We start from the raw sequence: 24,408 nt of genomic DNA, 5'->3' as shown, positions 1-24,408 counted from the left end.
GAGGAAAGGCGATGCCTGTGCAGATTGCAGTGCTTGATGATTGGCAGGATGTGGCGCGGGACGTGGTGGACTGGTCGGCGCTGGACAGTGTCGGCCAGGTGAGTTTTCTCCATGACTACCCCACCGATACCCCATCCCTGGCCGAGCGCCTGGCCGGGTTTGAGGTGATCTGCGTGATGCGCGAACGCACCCGTTTCGATGAAGACCTGCTGCGCCGCCTGCCGAAGCTCAAACTGCTGGTGACCGGCGGCATGCGCAACGCCGCCCTGGACCTGAAAGCCGCTGCCGCGCTGGGCATTCAGGTCTGCGGCACCGACAGCTACAAACACGCCGCACCGGAACTGACCTGGGCGCTGATCATGGCCGCAACCCGCAACCTGGTGGTCGAAGCCAATGCCCTGCGTGCCGGCCAGTGGCAACAAGGCCTGGGTGGCGACCTGCATGGCAAGACGCTGGCCATCCTCGGTCTGGGCAGCATCGGCCAGCGAGTCGCACAGTTCGGTCAGGTGTTCGGCATGCGCGTCATCGCCTGGAGTGAAAACCTCACCGCCGAACGTGCGGCGCGGGTCGGTGTGACCTATGTCGGCAAACAGGAACTGTTCGAACAGGCCGACGTGCTGTCGGTGCACCTGGTGCTCAGCGAGCGCAGTCGCGGTCTGGTGGACGCGCAAGCCCTTGGCTGGATGAAACCCACGGCATTGCTGGTGAACACCGCTCGCGGACCGATTGTCGATGAAGCGGCGTTGATCAAGGCGCTGCAGAAACAACGGCTGGCCGGTGCCGCCCTGGACGTCTTCGAGCAGGAGCCGCTGCCCGCCCACCATCCGTTCCGGACCCTGGACAATGTGCTGGCAACACCCCATGTCGGCTACGTGAGCCAACAGAACTACCAGCTGTTTTTCTCGCAAATGATCGAGGACATTCAGGCCTGGTCGGCAGGGGCTCCGATTCGTCTGCTGGGTTGATACCGCGTCATAATGCTTCGTCGGACCGCCGCCCATGTTGTGTTCGACGAAAATCCTATGTGGGATCGTCAGCGCACACACTGTGTAAGGCACAAAACCATGCCTGCGCCCCGTCATGGGCTTTCCTTGAAAGCACCGCCAGAACGTAATGAATAATTGTTCATGCTGCGGTGTTCTCAAGACATCAACCCTGAACATGAGGTTGCCGGGGCAGCAGGCCCCTTCAATTGTTCAAGCCGTTGGCTGTCTCAACCATGCGCTGCATCTGGCAGGGCGCGACCTGATCCGAAACCCATGAACCTAAGGAGCAAAGCCCATGAATATTCGTTTTGCTGTTCTGATGACCCCGCTGTTGCTGACCGTTGCGTTGTCCGGCTCCCTCGCCCTGGCCAACGGTGGTGGCGGCGGTGACGACATGCCCACCAGGCCCAGCTGCCCGAAAGGTCAGGTGCTGGATACCAGATCGCATCGGTGCGTCAGGCAGACCAGCAACCTGGTGCCTGACGAAGACCGCACCAACTATGCCTATCAACTGGCCAAGGACGGGCGTTATGAAGAAGCCCTGGCCCTGCTCGACACGCTGAAACAGCCAAACACGGCAAAAGCGTTGAACTATCGCGGTTACGCCACGCGTAAACTGGGACGTACCGACGAAGGCATCGGCTATTACCTGCAATCGGTGAAACTCGACCCGCAGTACGCGCAGGTCCGCGAATACCTCGGCGAAGCCTATGTGGTCAAAGGCCGGCTGGATCTTGCGCAGGAGCAACTGCAGCAGATCAAATCCATCTGTGGCAGCACCCAGTGCGAGGAGTACCAGGACCTGGCCGAAGCCATCAACGGTTCATCGAAAACCTGACAACCCGAGCGGACGGAGGTCGCCATCGCCAGCGATCAGGCAATACGAACGGAACTGAACCAGCATCTGGCGCGTTTATGGCGCTACGGCCTGCTGCTGTCCCGGCAACGGCATGTCGCCGATGACCTGGTGCAGGCCACCTGCGTGCGAGCGCTGGAACGGGCCGGGCAATTCATGCCGGGAACGCGCATGGACCGCTGGCTGCTGAGCATTCTGCATTCGATCTGGCTCAACGAAGTCCGCGCCCAACGGGTGCGCCAGGGTCAGGGTTGGGTGGATGCCGATCAGGCCTTGTCGTTCGATGGTGAATCCGTGGCCCAGACCCACGTGTTGGCGGCGCAGGTCATCCGTCGCGTCGATGCGTTACCCGAGACCCAACGCGAAACGGTGTTTCTCGCCTATGTCGAAGGCTTGTCCTACCGCGAAGTCGCTGAAGTGTTGCAAGTGCCCATCGGCACGGTCATGAGTCGCCTGGCCACCGCTCGGGCGAAACTGGCCGAATATCCACCGTTGCACACGGTGCCCAACCCTAACCGAGGAGAACATTGATGAGCACGATACCCTCGGACGAACAACTGGTGGCTTACCTCGACAACCAACTCGATACCGAGCAGCGCTCGCGCATCGACGCGGCCATCATCGCCGACCCGATGCTCGGCCTGCGCCTGCAATGGCTGGATCGCAGCAGCCTGCCGTTCAAGGACGCCTACGATGAACTGGCCCGGCAGGCGCCGGTGGATCGCCTGCAAGCCATGCTCGCCACGCTACCCTCACCCGCCCGCCCCGGGCTCAATCGCCGCTGGTTCCTGGCCGCCGCGGCCGGGCTGTTGGCCGGCGGCGTACTGACGGACCGTTTGTTCCTCGGCTGGCAAGCGAGTCAGCAGACACACAACTGGCGCGGCCTGGTGGCCGATTACATGGCGCTCTACGTGCCAGAAACCCTGGATCATTTACCCGCCGATGAAGCCGCCCAACGGGCACAACTGCGAACCATCGATGCGCGCCTGGGCCTCGATCTCGCGCCGGCAAAACTGAGCCTGCCCCGTGCCGAGTTCAAGCGTGCGCAAATCCTCGAGTACGACGGTGCGCCCATCGCCCAGATCACCTACCTCGATCCGGCGCACGGCCCCATGGCGCTGTGCATCACCCGCTCCAACAGCGGCAACCGCCAAATCGCCCATGAACGGCGGCGCGAGCTGAACATCGTGTATTGGGCTGACATGGAACACGCCTGGATGCTGATCGGGCATCAGCCGATCGCGGATCTGGAGGAGATGGCCAAGTTGTTGCGTAGTCGACTGAGTGCCTGAGCAGCGCTATCCCGAGCGCCAGTCAAGCCGAAGCCGGCAACCATAAGCGAAACCGCGCCCCGCCCAGCGGCGAGGCTTCCACCGTCAGCGTGCCGCCCTGGGCCTCCAGCGCGCGGCGGCTGATCGCCAGTCCCAATCCGAAACCACCCGTAGCGCGGTCGCGACTGCGGTCGAGGCGGTAAAACGGTTCGAAGATCCGCTCGCGCTCGTCATCCGGAATACCGATGCCGTCATCGTCGACCCAGATTTCACAGCCCCCGGTATACACCTGCACACCGATCTGAATACGCTTCTCGCAGTAGCGCATGGCGTTGCGCAGCAGGTTTTGCAAGGCGCGGGCGGTCAGGCGCGGGTCCAGGCTGAAGCGTTCGAACTGGCCGTGGAGCAGCACGTCGATGACGATTTCCGGGGACTCCATTTCCTCGTCGACGCTGCCGAGGATGCTGTCGATGAATTCATCCAGCGACACTTCGACCTGCTCCGGTAGCCGCGCCGGGTTTTGCAGGCGACTGTAGGACAGCAGTTCCAGTACCAATTCATCGAGTTCACGAATGTGCGCCACCAGGCTTTGCAGGCGCTCGCGGCTGGCCGCCGGCAAGTCGTCGGACAGTGCCAGCGCCAGGCCGAAATCCAGGCGCGTCAGCGGCGTGCGCAACTCGTGGGACACCGCATTGAGCAAGTCCCGCTGCTGGTTGAGCAGGTTCTCGATGTCGCCGGCCATGGTGTCGAACACACTGGCCAGGCTGCCGATGTTGGAGCTCGGAGAGATTTGCGTGCGCTCGCCCAAGTGGCCCTTGCCAAAGCGTTCGGCCGCGCCCTTGAGGCGTTCCAGATCACGCCAGTGCGGGCGCAGCCAGAGCAACAGGCACGCGAGCATGGTCGCGCCGATCAGGACGTTGATGCTCCAGTACAACAGATTGACGTCCAGCGGGTCCGGTGGCACGACCATTTGCACCACGGTGCGCTCATTCAGCGGCGCGACCGCCAGCGTGCGCCAGCCCCAGTCGCCCACGCGCACGACGTTCTCGCCGTGGCGCAAGCGCTGCTGTTCTTCAGGCGTCAGGCTGCTGTCGTCATTGTCACTGAGCACGATGTGCAGTGGATTGAAGTCCTTGTCCATTTCAGCGGCCAGGGCCGGCCACTGTTCGGCCGGGGCCGCGTGAAACTGTTTGACAATCAGCGTTTGCAGCCCACGGGAATAATCGAGGTTGTAGGTGACAAAGCGCTCGTGGAACACCTTGACCACCAGATCCGGCACCAGGTAAATCGCGGCGCTGAACGAGACGATGGTCACCAGGTACAAACGAAAGAGGATTCTGAACATCGGCTCAGCATTCCCACTCGGATCGACTGAACAGGTAACCCTTGCCCCACACGGTCTTGATCTTGCGCGCCTCGCCGGCGTGGTCGTCGAATTTGCGCCGCAGCTTGGAAATTGCCACGTCCACCGAACGGTCGGTGCCGTTGAATTCGATGCCGCGCAAGCGTTGCAGGATCTGGTCGCGGCTCAATACTTCGCCGGCATGCCGGGCCAGCACCACCAGCAGGTTGTACTCACCGCTGGACAGCTCCACCAATTGCTCGCGCCAGGTCACGGTGCGTTCAGACAAATCGATGCACAGGTTGCCCATCAGAATGCGGTCGTTGGCGGTCTGCGGCTCGCTGAGGCTGCTGCGGCGGAGCAAGGTCCGCACCCGGGCCAGCAGCACCCGCGGCTCGCAGGGTTTGGTGACGTAGTCGTCGGCACCCATTTCCAGGCCCAGGACCTGGTCGTGGCTGTCGTCGCGGGCAGTGAGCATCAGGATCGGCAAGGTCGCAGAATCGGCGCGCAACAGGCGACAGACTTGCAAGCCGTCGAGTCCGGGCAGCATCAGGTCGAGGATCACCAGGTCCGGCGGATTGAGCCGCGCACGTTCGCGCACATGGTCACCGCGACCGATCACGCTGACGGAATAACCGTTGCGTTCCAGGTAGCTGGCAATCAGTTCGGCGAGGGCGGTGTCGTCTTCGACCAGGAGGATGTTGGGCATGGGGTGTTTCCAGAAAGAGCTGTGGCGTCTGCACCGGCCTCTTCGCGAGTAGGCTCGCTCCCACAGGGGACCGCATTTCAACTGTGGGAGCGAGCCTGCTCGCGATGGCGGCCTGTCAGGCGCAATAGAAATCAAGGACTGAAGGATATACGCCCTCACGCACACCTGAGTAAAACCCTTACACAATTTCACACAGCACCAACAAAGCTTCACCGCTACCCTCGCCGTCGCCCAGTAGGATGCTGGGGGTCTTTATTGGGGTATTACATGTCGAAGAATCTGCTTGCCAGGCTCAGCCTGATTGCACTGGCGTTGACACTGGGCGCGTGTGACAAGTCCTCGAACGCCGAGGAACAGGCGCCGCTGGCCACGGTTCGCATCGAGACCATCGAAGCGCGGCCACTGACCATCAGCAGCGAACTGAGCGGGCGGATTGCCGCACCGCGCATGGCCGAAGTGCGTGCCCGCGTGGCTGGCGTGGTCTTGCAGCGCACCTTCCGCGAAGGCAGTGACGTGAAACAGGGCGATGTATTGTTCCGCATCGACCCTGCGCCGTTCAAGGCTGACCTGGACAGTGCCGAAGCGGCGTTGCACAAGGCCGAAGCCAATGCGTTCCAGGCCAAATTGCAGGAGCAACGCTACGCCCGGTTGATCGACGACAAGGCCATCAGCGGCCAGGACTACGACAACGCCCGGGCCAACGCACGGCAGACCGCCGCCGACGTCGCCGGCAACAAGGCTGCGGTGGAACGCGCCCGGCTGAACCTCGGTTACGCCACCGTCACCGCGCCGATTTCCGGGCGTATCGGTCGCGCGCTGGTCACCGAAGGCGCGCTGGTCGGGCAGAACGAAACCACGCCGCTGGCACTGATTCAGCAACTGAACCCGATTCACGCCGACCTGACCCAGTCCACCCGCGAACTCAACGAACTGCGCCGCGCCTTCCGTTCCGGTCAGTTGCAGCAGGTCGGCCAGGACCAGGCCAAGGCCACGCTGATTCAGGATGACGGGAGCCTCTACCCGCTGCCGGGCAAAATGCTGTTCAGCGACATCACCGTCGACCCGGGCACTGGCCAGATCATCCTGCGCAGCGAGTTCCCCAACCCCGACCTCGACTTGCTGCCCGGCAGTTTCGTGCGCGTGCGCCTGGAACAAGCGGTCAACCAGCAGGGTATCAGCGTGCCGCAACGGGCCATCCAGCGCGACAGCGCTGGCATCGCCCAGGTGCTGCTGCTCGACGCCGAACAGCGGGTCGGGCAGCAACCGGTCGAACTGGGCGCCGTGCAGAACGATCGCTGGATCGTCACCGGCGGCCTGAAAGCAGGCGACCGCATCGTCATCGAGGGCCTGCAGCACGCCCGCCCCGGCGAGAAAGTGCAGATCGACGACACCCCTCTTCCACTTGCCCAGGCGACTGGTCAGTAAGCAGGACGCTTTTTTATGCCGCAGTTCTTTATCGACCGCCCGGTATTCGCCTGGGTGGTTGCCTTGTTCATCCTGCTGGCCGGTGCGCTGGCCATTCCGCAACTGCCGGTGGCGCAATACCCCGACGTCGCGCCACCGCAGATTGAAATCTATGCCGTGTACCCGGGCGCTTCGGCGCAAACCGTGGACGAGAGCGTGGTCAGCCTGATCGAGGAAGAGCTCAACGGCGCCGATCACCTGTTGTATTTCGAATCCCAGAGCAGCCTGGGCAGCGCCACCATCAAGGCCACTTTCCAGCCGGGCACCAATCCGGAACTGGCTCAGGTGGATGTGCAGAACCGCCTGAAAGCCGTGGAGTCACGCCTGCCGCAAGCGGTCATCCAGCAAGGTTTGCAAGTGGAGAAAGTCTCCTCCGGTTTCCTGCTGTTGATCACCCTCACGTCCAGCGACGGCAAACTCGACGACGTGGCGCTCAGCGATTATCTGGCGCGCAACGTGATGAACGAGATCAAGCGTCTGGATGGCGTCGGCAAGGCGCAGCTGTACGGCGCCGAACGGGCGATGCGGATCTGGATCGACCCGCAGAAACTGCTCGCCTTCAACCTGACGCCGGCGGACGTCAACACCGCCATCGTCGCGCAAAACGCCCAGGTGTCGGCGGGCAGCATCGGCGATCTGCCGACCCGCACCACCCAGGAAATCACCGCGACCATTCTGGTCAAGGGTCAGTTGTCGACCCCCGAAGAGTTTGCTGACATCGTCCTCAAGGCCAATCCGGACGGCTCGACCGTGCGCATCAGCGACGTGGCGCGGGTCGAGATCGGTAGCCAGGAATACCAGTTTTCCACACGCCTGAACGGCAAGCCGTCCACCGCCGTCGCCGTGCAGTTGTCGCCTGGTGCCAACGCCCTGAACACCGCGACCCTGGTGCGGGCGAAGATGGACGAACTCAAGCGCTATTTCCCGGCGAACGTCGAGTACTCGATCCCGTACGACACCTCGCCTTTCGTCAAGGTTTCGATCACCAAGGTGGTCTACACCCTCGGCGAGGCCATGCTGCTGGTGTTCGCGGTGATGTTCCTGTTCCTGCAGAACATCCGCTATACGCTGATTCCGACCCTGGTGGTGCCGGTGGCGTTGATGGGCACTTTTGCGACGATGCTGGCGCTGGGGTTTTCGATCAACGTGCTGACCATGTTCGGCATGGTGCTGGCCATCGGCATTCTGGTGGACGACGCCATCGTGGTGGTGGAGAACGTCGAACGGATCATGGCCACCGAGGGCCTGTCGCCCAAGGAAGCCACGCGCAAGGCCATGCAGCAGATCACCGGGGCCATCATCGGCATCACCCTGGTGCTGGTCGCGGTGTTCATTCCGATGGCGTTCATGCAGGGCTCGGTCGGGGTGATTTACCAGCAGTTTTCGCTGTCGATGGCCACCTCGATCCTGTTCTCGGCCTTCCTCGCCCTGACCTTGACCCCGGCCCTGTGCGCGACATTGCTCAAGCCGATTGCCAAAGGCGAGCACCATGAAAAATCCGGATTCTTCGGCTGGTTCAACCGCCGGTTCGAGCAACTGACCGAGCGCTATCAGGATTGGGTGGCCTACGCGTTGAAACGCACTGGGCGCTACCTGCTGATCTACGGCGTGCTGCTGATCGGTCTGGGCTTGGCCTTCAGTCGCTTGCCCTCTTCGTTCTTGCCAGTAGAAGACCAGGGTTACACCATCACCGACATCCAGTTGCCTCCGGGTGCGAGCAAGAACCGCACGGTGAAGGTGGCTGAGCAAGTCGAGGCGCACAACGCTACCGAGCCGGGTATTCGGGACAGTGTGGTGATCCTGGGTTTCAGCTTCTCCGGCAGTGGCCAGAACGCAGCACTCGCCTTCAGCACACTCAAAGACTGGTCCGAGCGCGGCAGCGACGATTCGGCGGCTTCGATTGCCGACCGGGCCAACGTCGCCCTCAGCCAGATCAAGGACGCGGTGACCTTTGCCGTACTGCCGCCGCCTGTGGATGGCCTGGGTACGTCCAGCGGATTCGAGTTCCGCCTGCAGGATCGCGGTGGTCTCGGCCATGAGCGGTTGATGGAAGCCCGCACCGGGTTACTCGCGGCGGCCGAAAAAAGCCCGATCCTGATGAACGTGCGCGAAAGCGCCCTGGCCGAGGCGCCGCAGGTGCAACTGGTGGTCGACCGCAAGCAGGCCAACGCGCTGGGGGTGTCCTTTGCCGACGTCGGCAACGTGCTGTCCACGGCCGTGGGCTCGGCCTACATCAACGACTTCCCCAATCAGGGGCGGATGCAGCGCGTCGTGGTGCAAGCCGAAGGCGATCAACGCAGCCAGGTAGCTGACCTGCTGAAGATTCACGTGCGCAACACCCAAGAAAAAATGGTGCCCTTGTCGGCCTTTGTGCAGGCCAAATGGACTCAGGGCCCGGCGCAGTTGACCCGCTACAACGGCTACCCCGCGATCAGCATTTCCGGTGAACCGACCCCGGGCCACAGCACCGGTGAGGCCATGGCCGAGATCGAGCGGCTGGTGGCGCAAGGCCCGGCGGGCCTGGGCCAGGAATGGACCGGATTGTCGTTGCAGGAACGGTTGTCCGGCAGTCAGGCGCCGATCCTGCTGGGGCTGTCGCTGCTGATCGTGTTCCTGTGCCTGGCAGCGTTGTACGAGAGCTGGTCGATCCCGACCTCGGTGCTGCTGGTGGTGCCGCTGGGCGTGCTCGGCGCGGTGCTGGCGGTGACCTTGCGCGGGATGCCCAACGACGTGTTCTTCAAGGTCGGGCTGATCACCATCATCGGCCTGTCGGCGAAGAACGCGATCCTGATCATCGAGTTCGCCAAGAGCCTGTACGACGAAGGCCACGACCTGATCGACGCCACCCTGCAAGCCGCGCGCCTGCGGTTGCGGCCGATTGTCATGACCTCACTGGCGTTCATCCTTGGCGTGGTGCCGTTGGCGATCGCGACCGGCGCCAGTTCGGCGAGCCAGCAGGCCATCGGCACCGGGGTGATCGGCGGGATGATCACGGCGACGCTGGCCGTGGTGTTCGTGCCGGTGTTTTTTGTGGTGGTGATGAAGCTGGTGCGCAAGCAACATAAAAACACCTGACCAGCACCACTGTCCCATGTGGGAGCGGGCTTGCTCGCGAAGAGGCCATCACATTCAACATCCGTGTTGATTGACAGTGCGCCTTCGTCGGAACGCCGCCCGGAGCAAGCCCGCTCCCACAAGGGGATCTCAGTGATTTCAAGATTGGGATCACCTGGGCTAAGGTGATTTCACAGCCCCAACCCATCGAGCCTCCATGTCCTTCCTCACCCGCACCCACCCTCGCCTGTCCGCCGCCATCCTGCTGGGCATCGCGGTGGGCATTCTGGTTCCGGCCGATTCGCCGATCGGCAAGATCCTCATCGGCTGGAATGCCGGCGTCTGGATCTACCTGCTGCTGATGCTCTGGCTCACCGTGCGCTCGAAGGCGCCTGACGTAAAACGCATCGCCGAAATCGAAGACGAAAACGCCGGGCTGGTGCTGGCACTGGTGTGCATTGCGGCACTGGCAAGCCTGGCGACCATTACCTTCGAACTGGCTGGCAGCAAAGACCTGGAAACCACGCGCAAGCTTTTGCATTACGGCTTCACTGCGCTGACCGTCATCGGTTCATGGCTGCTGATCGGGGTCATCTTCAGCCTGCATTACGCCCGGCTGTATTACATCTGGGACGGCAAGGAGCCGGCGCTGCGTTTTGCCGAAGGGCTGACGACCCCCAACTACTGGGACTTCCTGTACTTTTCGTTCACCATCGGCGTGGCGGTGCAAACCTCGGATGTCGGCGTGGCCACCCGGGACATGCGCAAGATCGTGCTCGCGCAGTCGTTGATCGGTTTTGTGTTCAACACCGCCATTCTCGGGTTCTCGATCAACATCGCGGCAGGACTGTTCGGTTGATGACTGCACAAACGTTCTAGGCATGGCCCTCGGTCAAGGCGTTAAATAGCCCGGCAAACCGTTTCGCAGGTGCCCCATGAGCGCTCACAACTGGATCGACCTGGCCCAGGATGCCGACACCGGCATCGAGACCCTGCGCGCGCATTTCGAAGGCCACGCCTACGACCCGCACTGGCATGACAGCTATCTGGTGGGCGTCACCGAGCAAGGGTTGCAACAATTCAATTGCCGACGGGCCAGGCACCAGAGCACGCCGGGCAAGGTGTTTCTGCTGGAACCCGGTGACATCCATGACGGCGAAGCCCCGACCGCCGACGGTTTCACCTACCGCATGCTGTACCTCGACCCACAGTGGTTGCAGCGTGAACTCGGCGCCGTGTTCGATCATGCCCCCGACAACAGCCAGCTCAGCTTCGCCGCCACCCTGGCCAGCGATGCGCGTCTGGCCCAGGCCACCAGCCTGGCGTTTGAAACCCTGCATCGCGGTGAACTGAAGATTGTCCGCCAGACCGCCCTTGACGGTTTGCTCGAACGCCTGACCAGCCACTTGCACTGGCGCGCCCGCGATGGCCAGGACCCGCGTCTGCCGCGAGTGGCGCAGAAAGCCCGGGAATACCTGCATGCCAACGCGCAATACGACATCGGCCTCGATCAACTGGCAGCCGTCACAGGCGTCGACCGCTTCCGCCTGACCCGCGCGTTCAAGGCTGCCTATGGCATGGCACCCCACGCGTATCTGGTGCAATTGCGCCTGGCCACCGCCCGCCGCCTGCTGGCCCGTGGCGAACAACCGGCCGCGGTGGCGATGGCGCTGGGCTTTGCTGATCAGAGCCATCTGGGGCGCTGGTTCATGCGCGCCTACGGCCTGACGCCAGCGCTGTACCGCAAACGCTGCTCAAATCTTCCAGACAGATAAGCCCGGGATAGTGAAGATCGACTTCACTGATCTTCACCGGAGTTAGCCCGCGATGCTGCCCTCGTTCCCGACGTTACTGCCTTTCCTGCTGTTTGCCTTCGTGGCTTCGATCACCCCCGGCCCGACCAATATTCTGGTGCTGAGCAACAGCGCTCGATACGGGTGGGTCGCGGCTGTGCCGATCATCGTCGGCGCCTGTGCCAGTGCTGCGACTCTTGTGTTGCTGGTGGGCACGGGTATCGGTTCATCATTGACCGCGTGGCCCGCTGTGCAAGGCATCATGCAATGGGCCGGCGTGGCGTGGCTGAGTTATCTGGCCTGGCAGATTTTCAGCGCCCCGGCGACAGCCATTGCCGACCGCAACAGCGAAGCGCGCCTCGGATGGGTGGGCGCCGCCAGCCTGCAACTGGTCAACCCGAAAACCTGGATGATGGCGCTGGCGGTGGTCAGCGTATTCGCCGTGGGTGGCGAGCATCGCGCAGTGCAGGTGGCGTATTTGTCGCTGGTGTTTTTTCTGGTTTCCCTGCCATGTCTCGCGGTCTGGGCGATGCTCGGTGCCGGTTCAAGCCGCTGGTTGCGCTCACCCCGTGCCATGCAACGCTTCAATCGCAGCATGGGCCTGTTATTGCTGGGTTCTGCGTGGTTGAGCGTGTTGGCCTGACGGCCACTTGTCGTTCATTGTTCGACAATCAATCATCCAGGGCTTGACGGTGAAATGGCTTTTGGTGTCTCCTGAAACCGGTTTCAGTGCTGTCTCACGAAGCACTTGACCTTATAAATCCAATAAGAAGGTTTCAGACCGTGAACGATTTCTCCGCCGCTCAGCGCAGCCGCGTGACCATGCTCGACGTGGCCGAACACGCCAAGGTCTCCAAGGCCAGCGTTTCGCGGTTCATCGGCGATGATCGCGCCCTGCTCTCCGATGCCATTGCCCTGCGCATCGAACAGGCAATTGCCGAACTCGGCTATCGCCCGAACCAGATGGCCCGCGGCCTGAAACGCGGGCGCACCCGCCTGATCGGCATGCTGGTGGCCGATATCCGCAACCCTTATTCAATTGCCGTGATGCACGGGGTGGAAACCGCCTGCCGTCAGCACGGCTATAGCCTGGTGGTGTGCAACACCGACCGCGACGACGAGCAAGAGCGCCAGCACCTGGCCCTGCTGCGCTCGTACAACATCGAAGGCCTGATCGTGAACACCCTCGGTCATCATCGTGACGAATTGCACGAACTGCACCGGGAAATGCCCCTGGTACTGGTGGATCGCAAGGTGGAGAACCTTGAAAGCGATATGGTCGGGCTGAACAACCCGCAGGCCATAGACATGGCCCTTAACCACCTTGAAGAACGCGGTTATTGCGATGTGTTGCTAGTGACTGAGCCGCTTGATGGCACCAGTTCGCGGATTGAGCGGGTCAGCAGCTTCAAGGCGCAAATCGAGCAACGCCCGGCGCTTCGCGGCACGCACATCGAAACCGGCAGCGAACTGACCGCACAATTGAAATCCTTCCTCGACACGCCTGGCCCCGGCCCGAAGGCGCTGTTTTGCGCGAACGGGATTGCAGCGCTAGCCAGCACCCATGCATTGCGTGAACTCAAGTGCAACCTGTTCGATGACGTGGGCTTGATCGCCCTCGATGACTTGGATTGGTACCCGTTGGTGGGCAGTGGTATTACCGCCCTCGCGCAGCCGACCACCGAGATGGGCGCCAGTGCCTTTGAGTGTCTGCTCAAGCGGTTGCGTGGGGATGACGGGGCGGTGCGGACGCTGGATTTTTCCGCGCGGCTGGTTGTGCGGGGGTCGACCCTTGGGAATTTGCGTTGAATGTTAAGGCCCCTTCGCGAGCCTGCTCGCGAAGGGGCCCCAAGTAGCACTGAAAATTTTTTTGAACAAAAATGAAACCGGTTTCAGAGGTAGAAAAACAATGAACAAACCAGCCGTTTCCATCAGCCTTTCCAGCTACGGCGCCGACCTTGTGCGTCAACGCGGCCAGGGCAGCTTCATCGAGATTCTCGCCGCCGCCGGCGCCACGCGCATTGAGTGGCGCGAAGAGTTGCTGACCATCGAGGACCCCGCTCAACTGGCCGATGCCACTCAAGCAGAGGGCCTGCAGAGCGTGTATTCGTCGCCCATGGAGCTATGGCTGGCCGGGCAATCCAAACCCAACGCCGAACTGATCACGGCCCTGCAACGCGCCCAGGCATTCGGCGCCAAATGGCTGAAGGTGTCGCTGGGCTATTTCACCGACAACAGCGATCTGCAAACTCTCGCCCGTGTGCTGGGCGAAAGCGCCGTGCAGTTGCTGGTGGAAAACGACCAGACCCTGCACGGCGGCCGCATTGAACCCTTCCAGCGTTTTTTCGCGGACGTCGAGCAGCACCAGTTGCCGATCAAGATGACCTTCGATATCGGCAATTGGCACTGGCAGGACCAGTCCGCCGCCAGCGCCGCGCGCTTGCTCGGACGTCACGTCGGTTACGTGCACTGCAAAGCGGTGACCCGCCGCGCCGACGGCAAACTGGTCGCTATCCCACCCGCCGTCAGTGACCTGCAACAGTGGGAACACCTGCTGCGGCACATGGCCCAAGGTGTTATGCGGGCCGCGGAATATCCGCTGCAAGGCGATGACCTGGTGCAACTGACCACCGAGCACGTTACCGCCCTCGCCCACCTCGGCCAATCGCAGCTGGAGAGTGCTCATGTCTAAGATCGATATTCTGTCGTTCGGCGAGACCATGGCGATGTTCGTCGCCGAGCAGGCTGGTGACCTGGCCAGCGTCGGCGCTTTCCACAAACGCATTGCCGGGGCTGACAGCAACGTCGCCATTGGTCTTTCCCGTCTGGGATTCAACGTGGCATGGCTGAGCCGTGTCGGTGCCGATTCGTTGGGCCGGTTCGTGGTCGACACCCTGGAAAAACAAGGCCTGGATTGCCGCCACGTCGACATCGACACCGTCCACCCGACCGGATTTCAACTCAAGTCCCGCACCGACGACGGCAGCGATCCGGTGGTCGAGTACTTCCGCCGTGGTTCGGCGGCCAGCCACCTGTCGCCGCACTCGATCGTGCCCGAATTGCTCAAGGCCCGACACCTGCACGCCACCGGCATTCCCCCGGCGCTGTCGGAGTCGGCGCGGCAGATGTCGTTCGAGTTGATGACCCGCATGCGCGAGGCCGGGCGCAGTGTGTCCTTCGACCCGAACCTGCGCCCGAGCCTGTGGGCCAGCGAGCAACAAATGATCACCGAGATCAACCGCCTCGCCGCCCTCGCCCATTGGGTGCTGCCGGGGTTGAGCGAAGGTCGCTTGCTGAGCGGTTTCGAAGACCCGGCCGACATCGCCGCCTTCTACCTTGACCAAGGCGCCGAAGCCGTGGCGATCAAGCTTGGCCCACACGGGGCTTACTACCGCACACATCTTGATCAAGGTTTCGTGGCTGGCGTACCGGTGCAAACAGTGGTCGATACGGTGGGCGCCGGCGATGGTTTTGCCGTGGGTATGATCAGCGCGCTGTTGGAAAACCAAAGCGTTGTCGAGGCCGTGAAACGCGCCAACTGGATTGGCAGCCGGGCGGTGCAGAGCCGGGGGGATATGGAGGGGTTGCCTACCCGATCCGAAATGGTCAGCGAATTTGAGGCCGCCATCGCGAGCAGGCTCGCTCCTACACGGGATTTATGTCGACCTTAGATCCAATGTAGGAGCGAGCCTGCTCGCGATGAGGCCAGTAAAGGCACCGAAGATTCAAACCGTTACCTGCTGCGACAAAAACAACAAGCTCAGGAGCACCACCATGAAAACCGCAACGCTCGCCACCCGCCGCTGGTGGTACATCATGCCCATCGTGTTCATTACCTATAGCCTGGCGTATCTGGATCGCGCCAACTATGGGTTCGCCGCCGCGTCCGGCATGGCGGCAGACCTGATGATCACACCAGGCCTGTCGTCGATGCTCGGCGCGCTGTTCTTCCTCGGCTACTTTTTCTTCCAGGTACCCGGCGCGATCTACGCGCAGAAACACAGTGTGAAGAAGCTGATTTTCGTCAGCCTGATCCTCTGGGGCAGCCTGGCGACGTTGACCGGGATTGTCTCCAATGCCTACTGGCTGATCGTCATCCGCTTCATGCTCGGCGTGGTCGAAGCGGCAGTGATGCCGGCGATGCTGATCTACCTGTGCCACTGGTTCACCCGCGCCGAACGCTCGCGGGCCAACACCTTCCTGATCCTCGGCAACCCGGTGACCATGCTGTGGATGTCGGTGGTCTCGGGCTATCTGGTGCAGCATTACAGCTGGCGCTGGATGTTCATCGTCGAAGGTTTGCCAGCGGTGTTGTGGGCATTCATCTGGTGGCGTCTGGCCGATGATCGTCCGTCACAAGCCAAGTGGCTCAACGATCAGGAAAAACAGGACCTGGAAAGCGCACTGGCCGCAGAACAGGTCGGCATCAAGGCCGTGAAGAACTACGCCGAAGCGTTCCGCTCACCCAAAGTGATCATCCTGGCACTGCAGTTTTTCTGCTGGAGCATTGGCGTGTACGGCTTCGTGTTGTGGCTGCCGTCTATCCTCAAGGCCGGCGCGCAGATGGACATGGTCCAGGCCGGCTGGCTGTCGGCGCTGCCGTACCTGGCGGCGGTGATCGGCATGCTGCTGGTGTCCTGGGGTTCGGACAAGCTGCAAAAACGTAAACGTTTCGTCTGGCCGCCACTGCTGATTGCCTCGATTGCCTTCTATGGTTCCTACGCCTTGGGTGCCGAACACTTCTGGGGGTCCTACACCCTGCTGGTGATTGCCGGTGCCTGCATGTACGCGCCTTACGGACCGTTCTTCGCAATCATTCCGGAGATCCTCCCGGCCAACGTCGCGGGCGGCGCCATGGCGCTGATCAACAGCATGGGCGCCCTCGGTTCCTTTGGCGGTTCCTATCTGGTCGGCTACCTGAACAGCTCCACCGGCTCGCCCGGCGCCTCGTACCTGTTGATGAGCGGCGCGCTGATGTGCTCGGTGCTGCTGACCATTTGCCTCAAGCCCGGCGCCAGCGATCGGGAGCGGCCCACGGCCACAGTAACGCGCACTGCCACGGCACATTCCTGAATTGAAGTTGAGATCTCAAAGATGAAAAAGCAGGTCGTCCTGTACAAGAAACTCTCGCCGCTGTTGATGGCTCGCCTGCACGAGCAGGCCGAAGTGACGCAGATCGAAAACCTTGATGCCCAGGGCCTGGCCAAACTGCGCGATGCCCTGCCCCGCGCCCACGGTTTGCTGGGTGCCAGCCTGAAGCTGGATGCCGAACTGCTCGATCTGGCACCCAACCTTCAAGCCATTGCCAGCGTCTCGGTGGGTGTCGATAACTACGACATCGACTACCTGACCGAGAGGCGCATCCTGCTCAGCAACACGCCGGATGTATTGACAGAAACTACCGCCGACACTGGTTTCGCGCTGATCCTGGCAACGGCCCGGCGCGTAGTGGAATTGGCAAACATGATTCGTGAAGGCAATTGGACCCGCAACATCGGCCCCACGCATTTCGGCAGCGACGTGCACGGTAAAACCCTGGGCATCATTGGCATGGGTCGCATTGGTGAGGCCCTCGCGCAGCGCGGGCATTTCGGGTTTGGCATGCCGGTGATTTATCACAGCCAGTCACCGAAACCGGCGGTGGAACAGCGGTTCAATGCGCACTATCGAAGCCTGCCGGAGCTGTTGCAACAGGCCGATTTCGTTTGCCTGACGTTGCCGCTGACCGCTGAAACCGAAGGGTTGATCGGCACAGAACAGTTCGCCCTGATGCGTCCCGAGACCATCTTCATCAATATTTCACGGGGTAAAGTGGTGGACGAAGCAGCACTGATTGAAGCCTTGCGTGCGGGCCAGATTCGCGCGGCCGGGCTGGATGTATTCGAACGCGAACCGTTGAATCAGGACTCGCCGTTGTTGCAGTTGAACAACGTGGTGGCAACACCGCATATCGGCTCGGCCACCCATGAAACACGGGAAGCCATGGCCAGATGCGCGGTGGACAACCTGTTGGCGGCGCTGGCGGGTGAACGGCCGGCCAATTTAGTCAACGCTCAAGCCTGGAAGGCTTGAGGGATTTGGCGTTTGCCTCATAGCTATCGTCGGAACGCCGCCCGGAGCAAGCTCGCTCTGGGCGGCGTTCCGACGACGGGGCCCGCACACGCAACACAACGACCTCAGGCCCGCCGCACCTCCAGCAAATCCGTCGCACACAAAGCAATCCGCCGGCATGCATCAGCCAGCTTCATCTGATCCACCACCAACCCGATGCGGATATGCCCCGCCGCACTCGGCCCGAAAGCTTCACCGGCCAGTACCGACACGCCATAGTCTTCCAGCAGTCGTTCGGCGAAGCGCTGGGCCGACAACCCGGTCTGGCCTACATCGACCATCACGAACATCCCGCCATCCGGGCGAATCGGCCTGAGGCCCGGACACTGGCTCAGACTTGCACACACCAGGTCTCGGCGCTGGCGATACTCTTCGCGCATCGAGGCCACTTCCGGCAGGTCCCGGTCCAGCGCCAACTGCGCAGCGTTCTGCACGAAATCCGGAATGCCGAACAACATGCTCAGCGACAAATTGACCAGGTGTCCGGCCATGGGTTTGGGCCCGATCACCCAACCCACCCGCCAACCGCTCATGGCATGGGACTTGGACAGGCTGTTGATTGTCGCCGTACGTTCGGCCATGCCCGGCAGACTCGCCGGGCTGATGTGTTCACCCTCGTACAGCAGGTCGCTGTAGACCTCATCGCTGATCAGCCACAAATCGTGGCGAATGCACAGCGTTGCCAATTCCTGCCAGATCGGCAACGACAGACTGGCGCCTGATGGATTGTTCGGACTGTTGAGCAGGATGGCGCGTGTTTTTGCCGTGATCCGTGCCGCGACATCTGCCGGGTCAACGCGAAACCCGTTCTGCGGGCACACTGGCACCGGGACCACTGTGGCCGCGCAAGCGCCGATCACGCCCTCATACGTCACGTACATCGGCTCGGCGACAATCACTTCATCGCCCGGATCGAGCAGGCATTGCGCCACCGAATACACCGCACACTGCGCGCCCGGAAAGACGATCACATGCTCGGCATCTACCGCCTGACCGCTGCGGTGCCGATGCCGCCGGGCAATGCTGTCGCGCAGCCCTCGACTGCCGCGCACTTCAGGATAGTGCGTATCACCGGCCAACAGGCTGGCGATGGCGGCCTGCACGATGGGTTGCGGCGTATCGAAATCGGGATCGCCAATTGACAGCAGCACGACATCGACGCCCTGTTCGCGCAATTGCAGCGCTCGATCGTGAATCTGCCAAGCCGCCGCTCCGTCACCGGCGATTCGTTGGGTCAAGGCTGAATAGCGCATGTCGGTCTCCTGTCGCGCGGGTGCTCCCAGCCACAACCCTATCTCAAATCACGAAGCGCGCCACCATGGCGTGCAAATCCACCGCCAAAACTGCCATCGGGGCTTTTGTGAAAAACCCTCAGCCGCAGCGGACAGCCATCCGCCAGACACGAGCGATATCAGTTGCCCGCTCACGCAGCAAGCGCGGCGCCTCGGCACAGGCCTGGTCCAGGGTCATCGGCCCGCTCGCCAGGGCAAACGCAGCGTCGATACCATGCTCGTACAGTGCCTGATAGCCCTCGCCCAACGTGCCGGCGATGACGATGACCGGCACGCCATGTTCCCGGGCGACCCGCGCCACACCAAACGGCGTCTTGCCGCGCAGGGTTTGCGCATCGAAACGCCCCTCACCGGTGATGACCAGATCGGCGCCTGCAATGGCGTCGGCCAAGCCCACGAGTTCGGCTACCACTTCAACACCCGCCTTGAATTGCGCACCGAGGAACGCCTTGGCGGCAAACCCCAGGCCGCCCGCCGCGCCACTGCCCGGCTCGTCGCGTACGTCGTTGTTCAAGGCAGTCGCGCAATAGTCGGCAAAGTGCCCCAAGGCCCGGTCCAGTTGCTCGACCTGCACGGGCGAGGCGCCTTTTTGCGGGCCGAAAATCGCCGAGGCACCGTGGGGGCCGCACAACGGGTTGTTGACGTCGGCGGCGATGTCGAAGCGCACCTGTGCCAGACGCGGATCAATGTCGCTCAGGTCGACGCGGGCCAATTGCGCAAGGGCGAGGCCGCCCGGTGACAGCGTCTGCCCCTGGGCGTCGAGCAATTTCACGCCCAAGGCTTGCATGGCACCGGCGCCGCCGTCATTGGTCGCACTGCCGCCAATCGCCAGGATCACCCGTTGTGCACCGGCATCCAGCGCGGCGCGGATCAATTGCCCGGTACCGAAGGTGCTGCTGATGCACGCATCCCGTTGCACCACCGGGACCAACTGCAAACCGCTGGCCTCGGCCATTTCGATGATCGCGGTGTGGCTCTGCGGCAACCAGCCCCAGGCGGCTTCCACCGTGGCCCCCAGCGGCCCTCGAACCACGGTGCGGCGCTGTTCGCCTTCGCACGCGGCCAGGATTGACTCGACAGTCCCTTCCCCACCGTCGGCCATAGGGCATTTGATCAGTTGGGCATCAGGCCAGACCTGCGCCAATCCCAAGGCAATGGCATCGGCCACGCCTTGAGCGCTGAGGCTGTCCTTGAACGAATCGGGGGCGATCACGATTTTCATGGGAATTCTCCAGTTCCAATGTCCACATGCTGCCAGCCGCCATGAACAATAACGCCGGTCCGCTGCACAAGCGCCGATGAGGATTATTGTTCATTTCCACAAAGCCCGTGGCAGACGCGTTACCGGGTGGGAGCGGGCTTGCTCCCACAGGGAATGTGTATGGTTCAGGGGTTCCCGTCTGTCTGGGGGAGCAGTTGCACGCCGAGGTACAACGCGAGCATGCCGTCCAATCTTAGTGGATCAACCCCGCTCAGCTCGGCAATCCGCTCTATGCGATAGCGCAGGCTGTTGCGATGGATGCCCAACGCATCGGCGCAGGCCTGGCTCTGGCCGTCGTGTTCGCACCAGCTGCGCAGGGTTGCCAGCAACTGGCCGTTGTTGTCCTTGGCAATGACCTTGCGTAGCGGATTGAGCAACTCATCGAGTGCGTCGTCGTTGCGGTGGCGCCAGAGCATCACCGGCAGCCGATAACGGTTCAGCGTCAGCAATCGGGAGCGCGGCAACACCTCGCGCCCGTAGGCCAGCAAGTCACCGACCCGGCGATAGCAGCGACGCAAGCCCGAAAGTCCATCGGCCTGCCCACCCACGGCAATGCGCAGGATGTTCCAGCCCAGGCCGTCGAGTTTGTCCAGCAAGCGCTCGTTCTCAACCGTCTGGCTCGCCGGCCGGCACCAGAGCAACGAGGTCTTGGCTGAACTCACGCACCAACTGTCGGGATGACGGGTGGTCAACCAGGCGCTGAGTGCCTCGACGGTTTGCCCTGGCGCGTGCTCCAGGCCCAGTTCGAACAGGTACGGCACCCGGGTCATCTGTGGCTTGAGGCCCAGCTGCGCTGCTTCATCGACCAGTCGCGGAGCATCCCCAGCTTCGCTGAGCAACAACGCCAGCAGATCATCGCAGCGCTGGCGACGCCATTGTTGTTCGGCCTGCTGGTTGCGCTGGCCCACCAACATTTCGGCGGTCATGCGCACCAGCTCGGCGTAGGTGCGCAGTTGCTCGGGTTCGCCGGTGATGCCCAGTACGCCGATCAGGCGCTGGTCCAGCAAAAGCGGCAGGTTGATGCCCGGCTGCACGCCCTTGAGATGAATCGCCGTCTGCGCATCGATCTCCACCACCCGGCCATTGGCCAGGACCAGTTGCGCGCCTTCATGCCGGGTGTTGACCCGCTCCGGCTCGCCGCTGCCCAGGATCAAGCCCTGGCTGTCCATGACGTTGACGTTGTACGGCAGGATAGCCATCGCCCGGTCGACGATGTCCTGGGCCAGGTCGTGATCGAGTTCGAACATGCAAGTAATCCTTGAAGACGGTGATGGAACGGGTTGTTCACCCGCACAGGCCTTGGTTGCAAACCCTGTGCTCAGGCACAAAGACAGCCACCCTGAGGGTGGTCGAGACTCTCTGGGCGATCAACGTTACCCTTTGCATCGCAAAAAATCATAATAAAGAGAGAGCCGCCATGACACAGAGCGCCGTAGCGTCCGACGCCATCGCTGACGACAAAAACGCCGTCTACAAGCGCATCACCCTGCGCTTGATCCCCTTCATTTTCATCTGCTACCTGTTCAACTACCTCGACCGGGTGAACGTTGGGTTTGCCAAGCTGCAGATGCTCGACGCGCTGAAGTTCAGCGAGACCGTGTACGGCCTCGGTGCCGGCATCTTCTTTATCGGTTACGTGCTGTGCGGTGTGCCAAGCAACCTGGCGTTGACCAAATTCGGCCCACGGCGCTGGATCGCGTTGATGATGATTACCTGGGGAAGCCTGTCGACCTGCCTGCTGTTCGTCACCACGCCGACCGAGTTCTATACACTGCGCCTGTTCACCGGCGCGGCCGAAGCCGGGTTCTTCCCTGGCGTGGTGTTGTACCTCTCGCAGTGGTTCCCGACCTTCCGCCGTGGCCGCATCATGGCGCTGTTCATGTCGGCGATCCCGGTTTCCGGCCTGCTCGGCAGTCCGTTTTCCGGCTGGATTCTCAATCACTTTGCCACCGGCCAAGGTGGTTTGGCGGGCTGGCAGTGGATGTTCCTGCTGCAAGGCATTCCCACCGTCATCCTTGGTGCGCTGGCTTACTTCCTGCTCAGCGACAGCTACGCCAACGCCAAGTGGCTGACCCCGTTCGAGCGATCGGTGCTGGAAGCCGACCACGCCGAAGATCTGGCGAACAAGCCGAAAACCACGACCGATTCGCTGCTGGCGGTGTTCAAGAACCCGGCGATCTGGGCCTTCGGCCTGATCTATTTCTGCATCCAGAGTGGCGTGTACGCGATCAACTTCTGGCTGCCGTCGATCATCAAGAACCTGGGCTTCAGCGATAACCTGGTGATCGGCTGGCTCAGTGCGATTCCGTACCTGCTGGCCGCGGTGTTCATGCTGATGGTTGGCCGTTCGGCGGACCTGCGCCAGGAACGTCGCTGGCATTTGGTGGTGCCGATGCTGATGGGCGCGCTGGGGCTGCTGATTGCGGTGAACTTCGCTGCCAACCCGGCTATCGCGATTCTCGGCCTGACCATCGCCACCATGGGCGCCCTCACCGGCCTGCCGATGTTCTGGCCAGTGCCGACCGCCCTGCTCAGTGCTGGCGCCGCGGCTGGCGGCCTGGCGCTGATCAACTCGATGGGACAGATGGCTGGCTTCCTCAGCCCGTACCTGGTGGGTTGGGTCAAGGACAGCACCGGCTCGACCGATGCGGCGCTGTACCTGCTGGCGGGCGTGATTGTCTGCGGCAGTTTGCTGGCGTTGCGCATGACTCGCACGCTGCGCGCCTAAGCAGCGCAAATCCCCTGTGGGAGCGGGTTTGCTCGCGAAGGCGGAGTGTCAGTCAATATAAATGTCGTCTGATACTCCGCCTTCGCGAGCAAGCCCGCTCCCACATTTGATCTGAGTTGTTAGTTAAATCGGTTTGCCCCGCAGAGCGATTCTGGTATCTGATTGAGCCTTTCCCACTGGTAAAAGGATTTGCTCATGAGCTACCGCACGCTGGGTCATTCGGGCCTGCAGGTGTCCACCCTGACCCTGGGCACCATGATGTTCGGCGAACAGACCAGCGCCGAAGATTCCTTGCGAATCATCGACAAGGCCTGGGACCAGGGCATCAATTTCATCGACACCGCCGACGTCTACACCAACGGCCGTTCCGAGGAAATCGTCGGCGAGGCCATCGCCAGCCGCCGCCATGAATGGGTGCTGGCCACCAAGGTCGGCTTCGGCCCCGTGGACGGCGTCCCCAACCGCAGCGGCCTGAGTCGCAAGCATCTGTTCAACGGCATCGATGCCAGCCTGACGCGCTTGGGCACCGACTACCTCGACATCTATTACCTGCACCGTGAAGACCACAACACGCCGCTGGAGGTCACGGTATCGGCCATCGGCGACTTGATCCGCCAAGGGAAAATCCGTTACTGGGGCCTGTCCAACTACCGTGGCTGGCGCATCGCCGAAGTCATCCGTGTGGCCGACAAGCTTGGCGTTGACCGGCCGGTGATCAGCCAGCCGCTGTACAACATCGTCAACCGCCAGGCTGAAACCGAGCAGATCACGGCGGCGCAAAACTACGGTCTGGGCGTGGTGCCCTACAGCCCGCTGGCGCGCGGGGTGCTCAGCGGCAAATACGCGCCGGATGTGAAACCGGACGCCAACAGCCGCGCCGGACGCCAGGACAAACGCATCCTGGAAACCGAATGGCGCGTCGAGTCCCTGCGCATCGCCCAGCAAATTCAGCAGTACACCCAGCAGCGCGGCGTCGGCATCGTCGAGTTCGCGATTGCCTGGGTGCTGAACAACAGCGCCGTTACCTCGGCCATTGTCGGGCCGCGTACCGAAGCGCAGTGGGACGCCTACACTAAGGCGCAGGCGGTGAAGATCACGGCCGAGGACGAGGCGTTCATCGATTCGCTGGTGACACCGGGGCATGCGTCGACACCGGGGTTCAATGATGTGAGCCATTTTGTGCCGGGGCGTACACCGCGAACCAACTGAATCAACCTATAACCCAGTGTGGGAGCGAGCCTGCTCGCGAAGACGGAGTGTCAGCAACATCAATGCTGACTGACACACCGCTTTCGCGAGCAGGCTCGCTTGTATGCTAGGACTTGAAGGGAGGAGGAGGGACAAGGCTCGATTCTGACTGTTAGCGCAGTACAGATCCGTGGGAGATTTCGCCCCTCCTCCTTTCACCCAAGCGCCGATAAAGAATGCATCTGGCTAGACCGACGATAGGAACAAGCCTGCGCCTCTGGGTGAGCCCTTCAAGTGCTCAAAACCATATCTCGGGGGATGTTCAATGGCAATGCCGGTTTCTGCTATCAAGC

General features: G+C 62.1%; 21 protein-coding genes. 16 read left to right on the top strand and 5 right to left on the bottom strand.

Annotated features, from left to right (window positions below):
• Nucleotides 1-11 precede the first annotated feature (11 nt).
• The 4 genes from AC1DVE_RS08880 to AC1DVE_RS08865 all read left to right on the top strand — a co-directional run bounded on the left by AC1DVE_RS08880 (nucleotide 12) and on the right by AC1DVE_RS08865 (nucleotide 3,134).
• On the top strand, nucleotides 12-965 hold the full coding sequence (locus AC1DVE_RS08880) for a D-2-hydroxyacid dehydrogenase family protein (RefSeq protein ID WP_223457032.1): 954 nt from the start codon (nucleotides 12-14) through the stop codon (nucleotides 963-965).
• A gap of 316 nt (nucleotides 966-1,281) precedes the next feature.
• Complete coding sequence (locus AC1DVE_RS08875) at nucleotides 1,282-1,824, top strand: tetratricopeptide repeat protein (RefSeq protein ID WP_223457030.1); 543 nt, start codon at nucleotides 1,282-1,284, stop codon at nucleotides 1,822-1,824.
• Between the two features lie 66 nt (nucleotides 1,825-1,890).
• Nucleotides 1,891-2,373, top strand: a complete 483-nt coding sequence (locus tag AC1DVE_RS08870) for an RNA polymerase sigma factor (RefSeq protein ID WP_411741647.1) — start codon at nucleotides 1,891-1,893, stop codon at nucleotides 2,371-2,373.
• Nucleotides 2,373-3,134 (top strand): anti-sigma factor, encoded by a 762-nt coding sequence (locus AC1DVE_RS08865; RefSeq protein WP_223536265.1) that lies wholly within the window; start codon nucleotides 2,373-2,375, stop codon nucleotides 3,132-3,134. The genes AC1DVE_RS08870 and AC1DVE_RS08865 overlap by 1 nt, the downstream gene beginning before the upstream one ends.
• 22 nt (nucleotides 3,135-3,156) lie before the next feature.
• On the opposite strand, the gene AC1DVE_RS08860 is transcribed toward AC1DVE_RS08865, so the two are convergent.
• Together AC1DVE_RS08860 and AC1DVE_RS08855 are read right to left on the bottom strand one after the other, a co-directional pair.
• Nucleotides 3,157-4,458, bottom strand: a complete 1,302-nt coding sequence (locus AC1DVE_RS08860) for an ATP-binding protein (RefSeq protein WP_223460763.1) — start codon at nucleotides 4,456-4,458, stop codon at nucleotides 3,157-3,159.
• 4 nt (nucleotides 4,459-4,462) lie between these two features.
• Nucleotides 4,463-5,164: a response regulator gene (locus AC1DVE_RS08855; protein ID WP_007985461.1), complete on the bottom strand. Its 702-nt coding sequence runs from the start codon at nucleotides 5,162-5,164 to the stop codon at nucleotides 4,463-4,465.
• A gap of 267 nt (nucleotides 5,165-5,431) precedes the next feature.
• Between AC1DVE_RS08855 and AC1DVE_RS08850 the strand changes: the two genes are divergently transcribed.
• The 10 genes from AC1DVE_RS08850 to AC1DVE_RS08805 all read left to right on the top strand — a co-directional run bounded on the left by AC1DVE_RS08850 (nucleotide 5,432) and on the right by AC1DVE_RS08805 (nucleotide 17,547).
• Nucleotides 5,432-6,589, top strand: coding sequence for an efflux RND transporter periplasmic adaptor subunit (locus tag AC1DVE_RS08850; RefSeq protein ID WP_223460765.1), 1,158 nt, complete (start codon nucleotides 5,432-5,434; stop codon nucleotides 6,587-6,589).
• Between the two features lie 15 nt (nucleotides 6,590-6,604).
• The gene (locus AC1DVE_RS08845) at nucleotides 6,605-9,703 is read left to right on the top strand and encodes an efflux RND transporter permease subunit (protein ID WP_223460767.1); all 3,099 of its coding nucleotides are present in this window, start codon (nucleotides 6,605-6,607) and stop codon (nucleotides 9,701-9,703) included.
• Between the two features lie 196 nt (nucleotides 9,704-9,899).
• The gene (locus AC1DVE_RS08840; RefSeq protein ID WP_223460769.1) at nucleotides 9,900-10,541 is read left to right on the top strand and encodes a DUF1345 domain-containing protein; all 642 of its coding nucleotides are present in this window, start codon (nucleotides 9,900-9,902) and stop codon (nucleotides 10,539-10,541) included.
• 76 nt (nucleotides 10,542-10,617) lie between these two features.
• Entirely contained in the window at nucleotides 10,618-11,457 is an 840-nt protein-coding gene (locus tag AC1DVE_RS08835) for an AraC family transcriptional regulator (protein WP_223460771.1), read from the top strand.
• A 52-nt stretch (nucleotides 11,458-11,509) separates the two neighbouring features.
• Complete coding sequence (locus AC1DVE_RS08830; RefSeq protein ID WP_223460773.1) at nucleotides 11,510-12,118, top strand: LysE family translocator; 609 nt, start codon at nucleotides 11,510-11,512, stop codon at nucleotides 12,116-12,118.
• A gap of 140 nt (nucleotides 12,119-12,258) precedes the next feature.
• Nucleotides 12,259-13,284 carry a LacI family DNA-binding transcriptional regulator gene (locus tag AC1DVE_RS08825; protein ID WP_317848722.1) on the top strand — a complete coding sequence of 342 codons (1,026 nt, stop codon included), beginning with the start codon at nucleotides 12,259-12,261 and terminating at the stop codon, nucleotides 13,282-13,284.
• 100 nt (nucleotides 13,285-13,384) lie between these two features.
• Nucleotides 13,385-14,167 (top strand): sugar phosphate isomerase/epimerase family protein, encoded by a 783-nt coding sequence (locus tag AC1DVE_RS08820; protein ID WP_223460774.1) that lies wholly within the window; start codon nucleotides 13,385-13,387, stop codon nucleotides 14,165-14,167.
• A complete protein-coding gene (locus AC1DVE_RS08815) occupies nucleotides 14,160-15,146 on the top strand; it encodes a sugar kinase (RefSeq protein ID WP_223460776.1) in 987 nt (328 codons plus the stop codon). The genes AC1DVE_RS08820 and AC1DVE_RS08815 overlap by 8 nt, the downstream gene beginning before the upstream one ends.
• Nucleotides 15,147-15,249: 103 nt before the next feature.
• Entirely contained in the window at nucleotides 15,250-16,548 is a 1,299-nt protein-coding gene (locus AC1DVE_RS08810) for an MFS transporter (protein WP_223460778.1), read from the top strand.
• A 21-nt stretch (nucleotides 16,549-16,569) separates the two neighbouring features.
• Entirely contained in the window at nucleotides 16,570-17,547 is a 978-nt protein-coding gene (locus AC1DVE_RS08805; RefSeq protein ID WP_223531523.1) for a 2-hydroxyacid dehydrogenase, read from the top strand.
• A gap of 104 nt (nucleotides 17,548-17,651) precedes the next feature.
• Here the strand turns inward: AC1DVE_RS08805 and AC1DVE_RS08800 are convergent, their stop codons facing one another.
• The 3 genes from AC1DVE_RS08800 to AC1DVE_RS08790 all read right to left on the bottom strand — a co-directional run bounded on the left by AC1DVE_RS08800 (nucleotide 17,652) and on the right by AC1DVE_RS08790 (nucleotide 21,386).
• Nucleotides 17,652-18,839 carry a pyridoxal phosphate-dependent aminotransferase gene (locus AC1DVE_RS08800; RefSeq protein WP_223531524.1) on the bottom strand — a complete coding sequence of 396 codons (1,188 nt, stop codon included), beginning with the start codon at nucleotides 18,837-18,839 and terminating at the stop codon, nucleotides 17,652-17,654.
• A 118-nt stretch (nucleotides 18,840-18,957) separates the two neighbouring features.
• A complete protein-coding gene (locus AC1DVE_RS08795; protein ID WP_223460784.1) occupies nucleotides 18,958-20,100 on the bottom strand; it encodes a glycerate kinase in 1,143 nt (380 codons plus the stop codon).
• Nucleotides 20,101-20,264: 164 nt separating this feature from the next.
• Entirely contained in the window at nucleotides 20,265-21,386 is a 1,122-nt protein-coding gene (locus AC1DVE_RS08790) for a sugar diacid recognition domain-containing protein (protein WP_223460785.1), read from the bottom strand.
• A 170-nt stretch (nucleotides 21,387-21,556) separates the two neighbouring features.
• On the opposite strand from AC1DVE_RS08790, the gene AC1DVE_RS08785 reads away from it, so the two are divergent.
• Together AC1DVE_RS08785 and AC1DVE_RS08780 are read left to right on the top strand one after the other, a co-directional pair.
• On the top strand, nucleotides 21,557-22,867 hold the full coding sequence (locus AC1DVE_RS08785) for an MFS transporter (RefSeq protein ID WP_223460787.1): 1,311 nt from the start codon (nucleotides 21,557-21,559) through the stop codon (nucleotides 22,865-22,867).
• 195 nt (nucleotides 22,868-23,062) lie between these two features.
• The gene (locus AC1DVE_RS08780; RefSeq protein WP_477783887.1) at nucleotides 23,063-24,076 is read left to right on the top strand and encodes an aldo/keto reductase; all 1,014 of its coding nucleotides are present in this window, start codon (nucleotides 23,063-23,065) and stop codon (nucleotides 24,074-24,076) included.
• Nucleotides 24,077-24,408 lie beyond the last annotated feature (332 nt).

Source organism: Pseudomonas sp. P4_B4, from assembly GCF_056402255.1.
The sequence above is the reverse complement of the archived record's forward strand: the minus strand, read 5'-3'. Positions and strand labels throughout refer to the sequence as shown.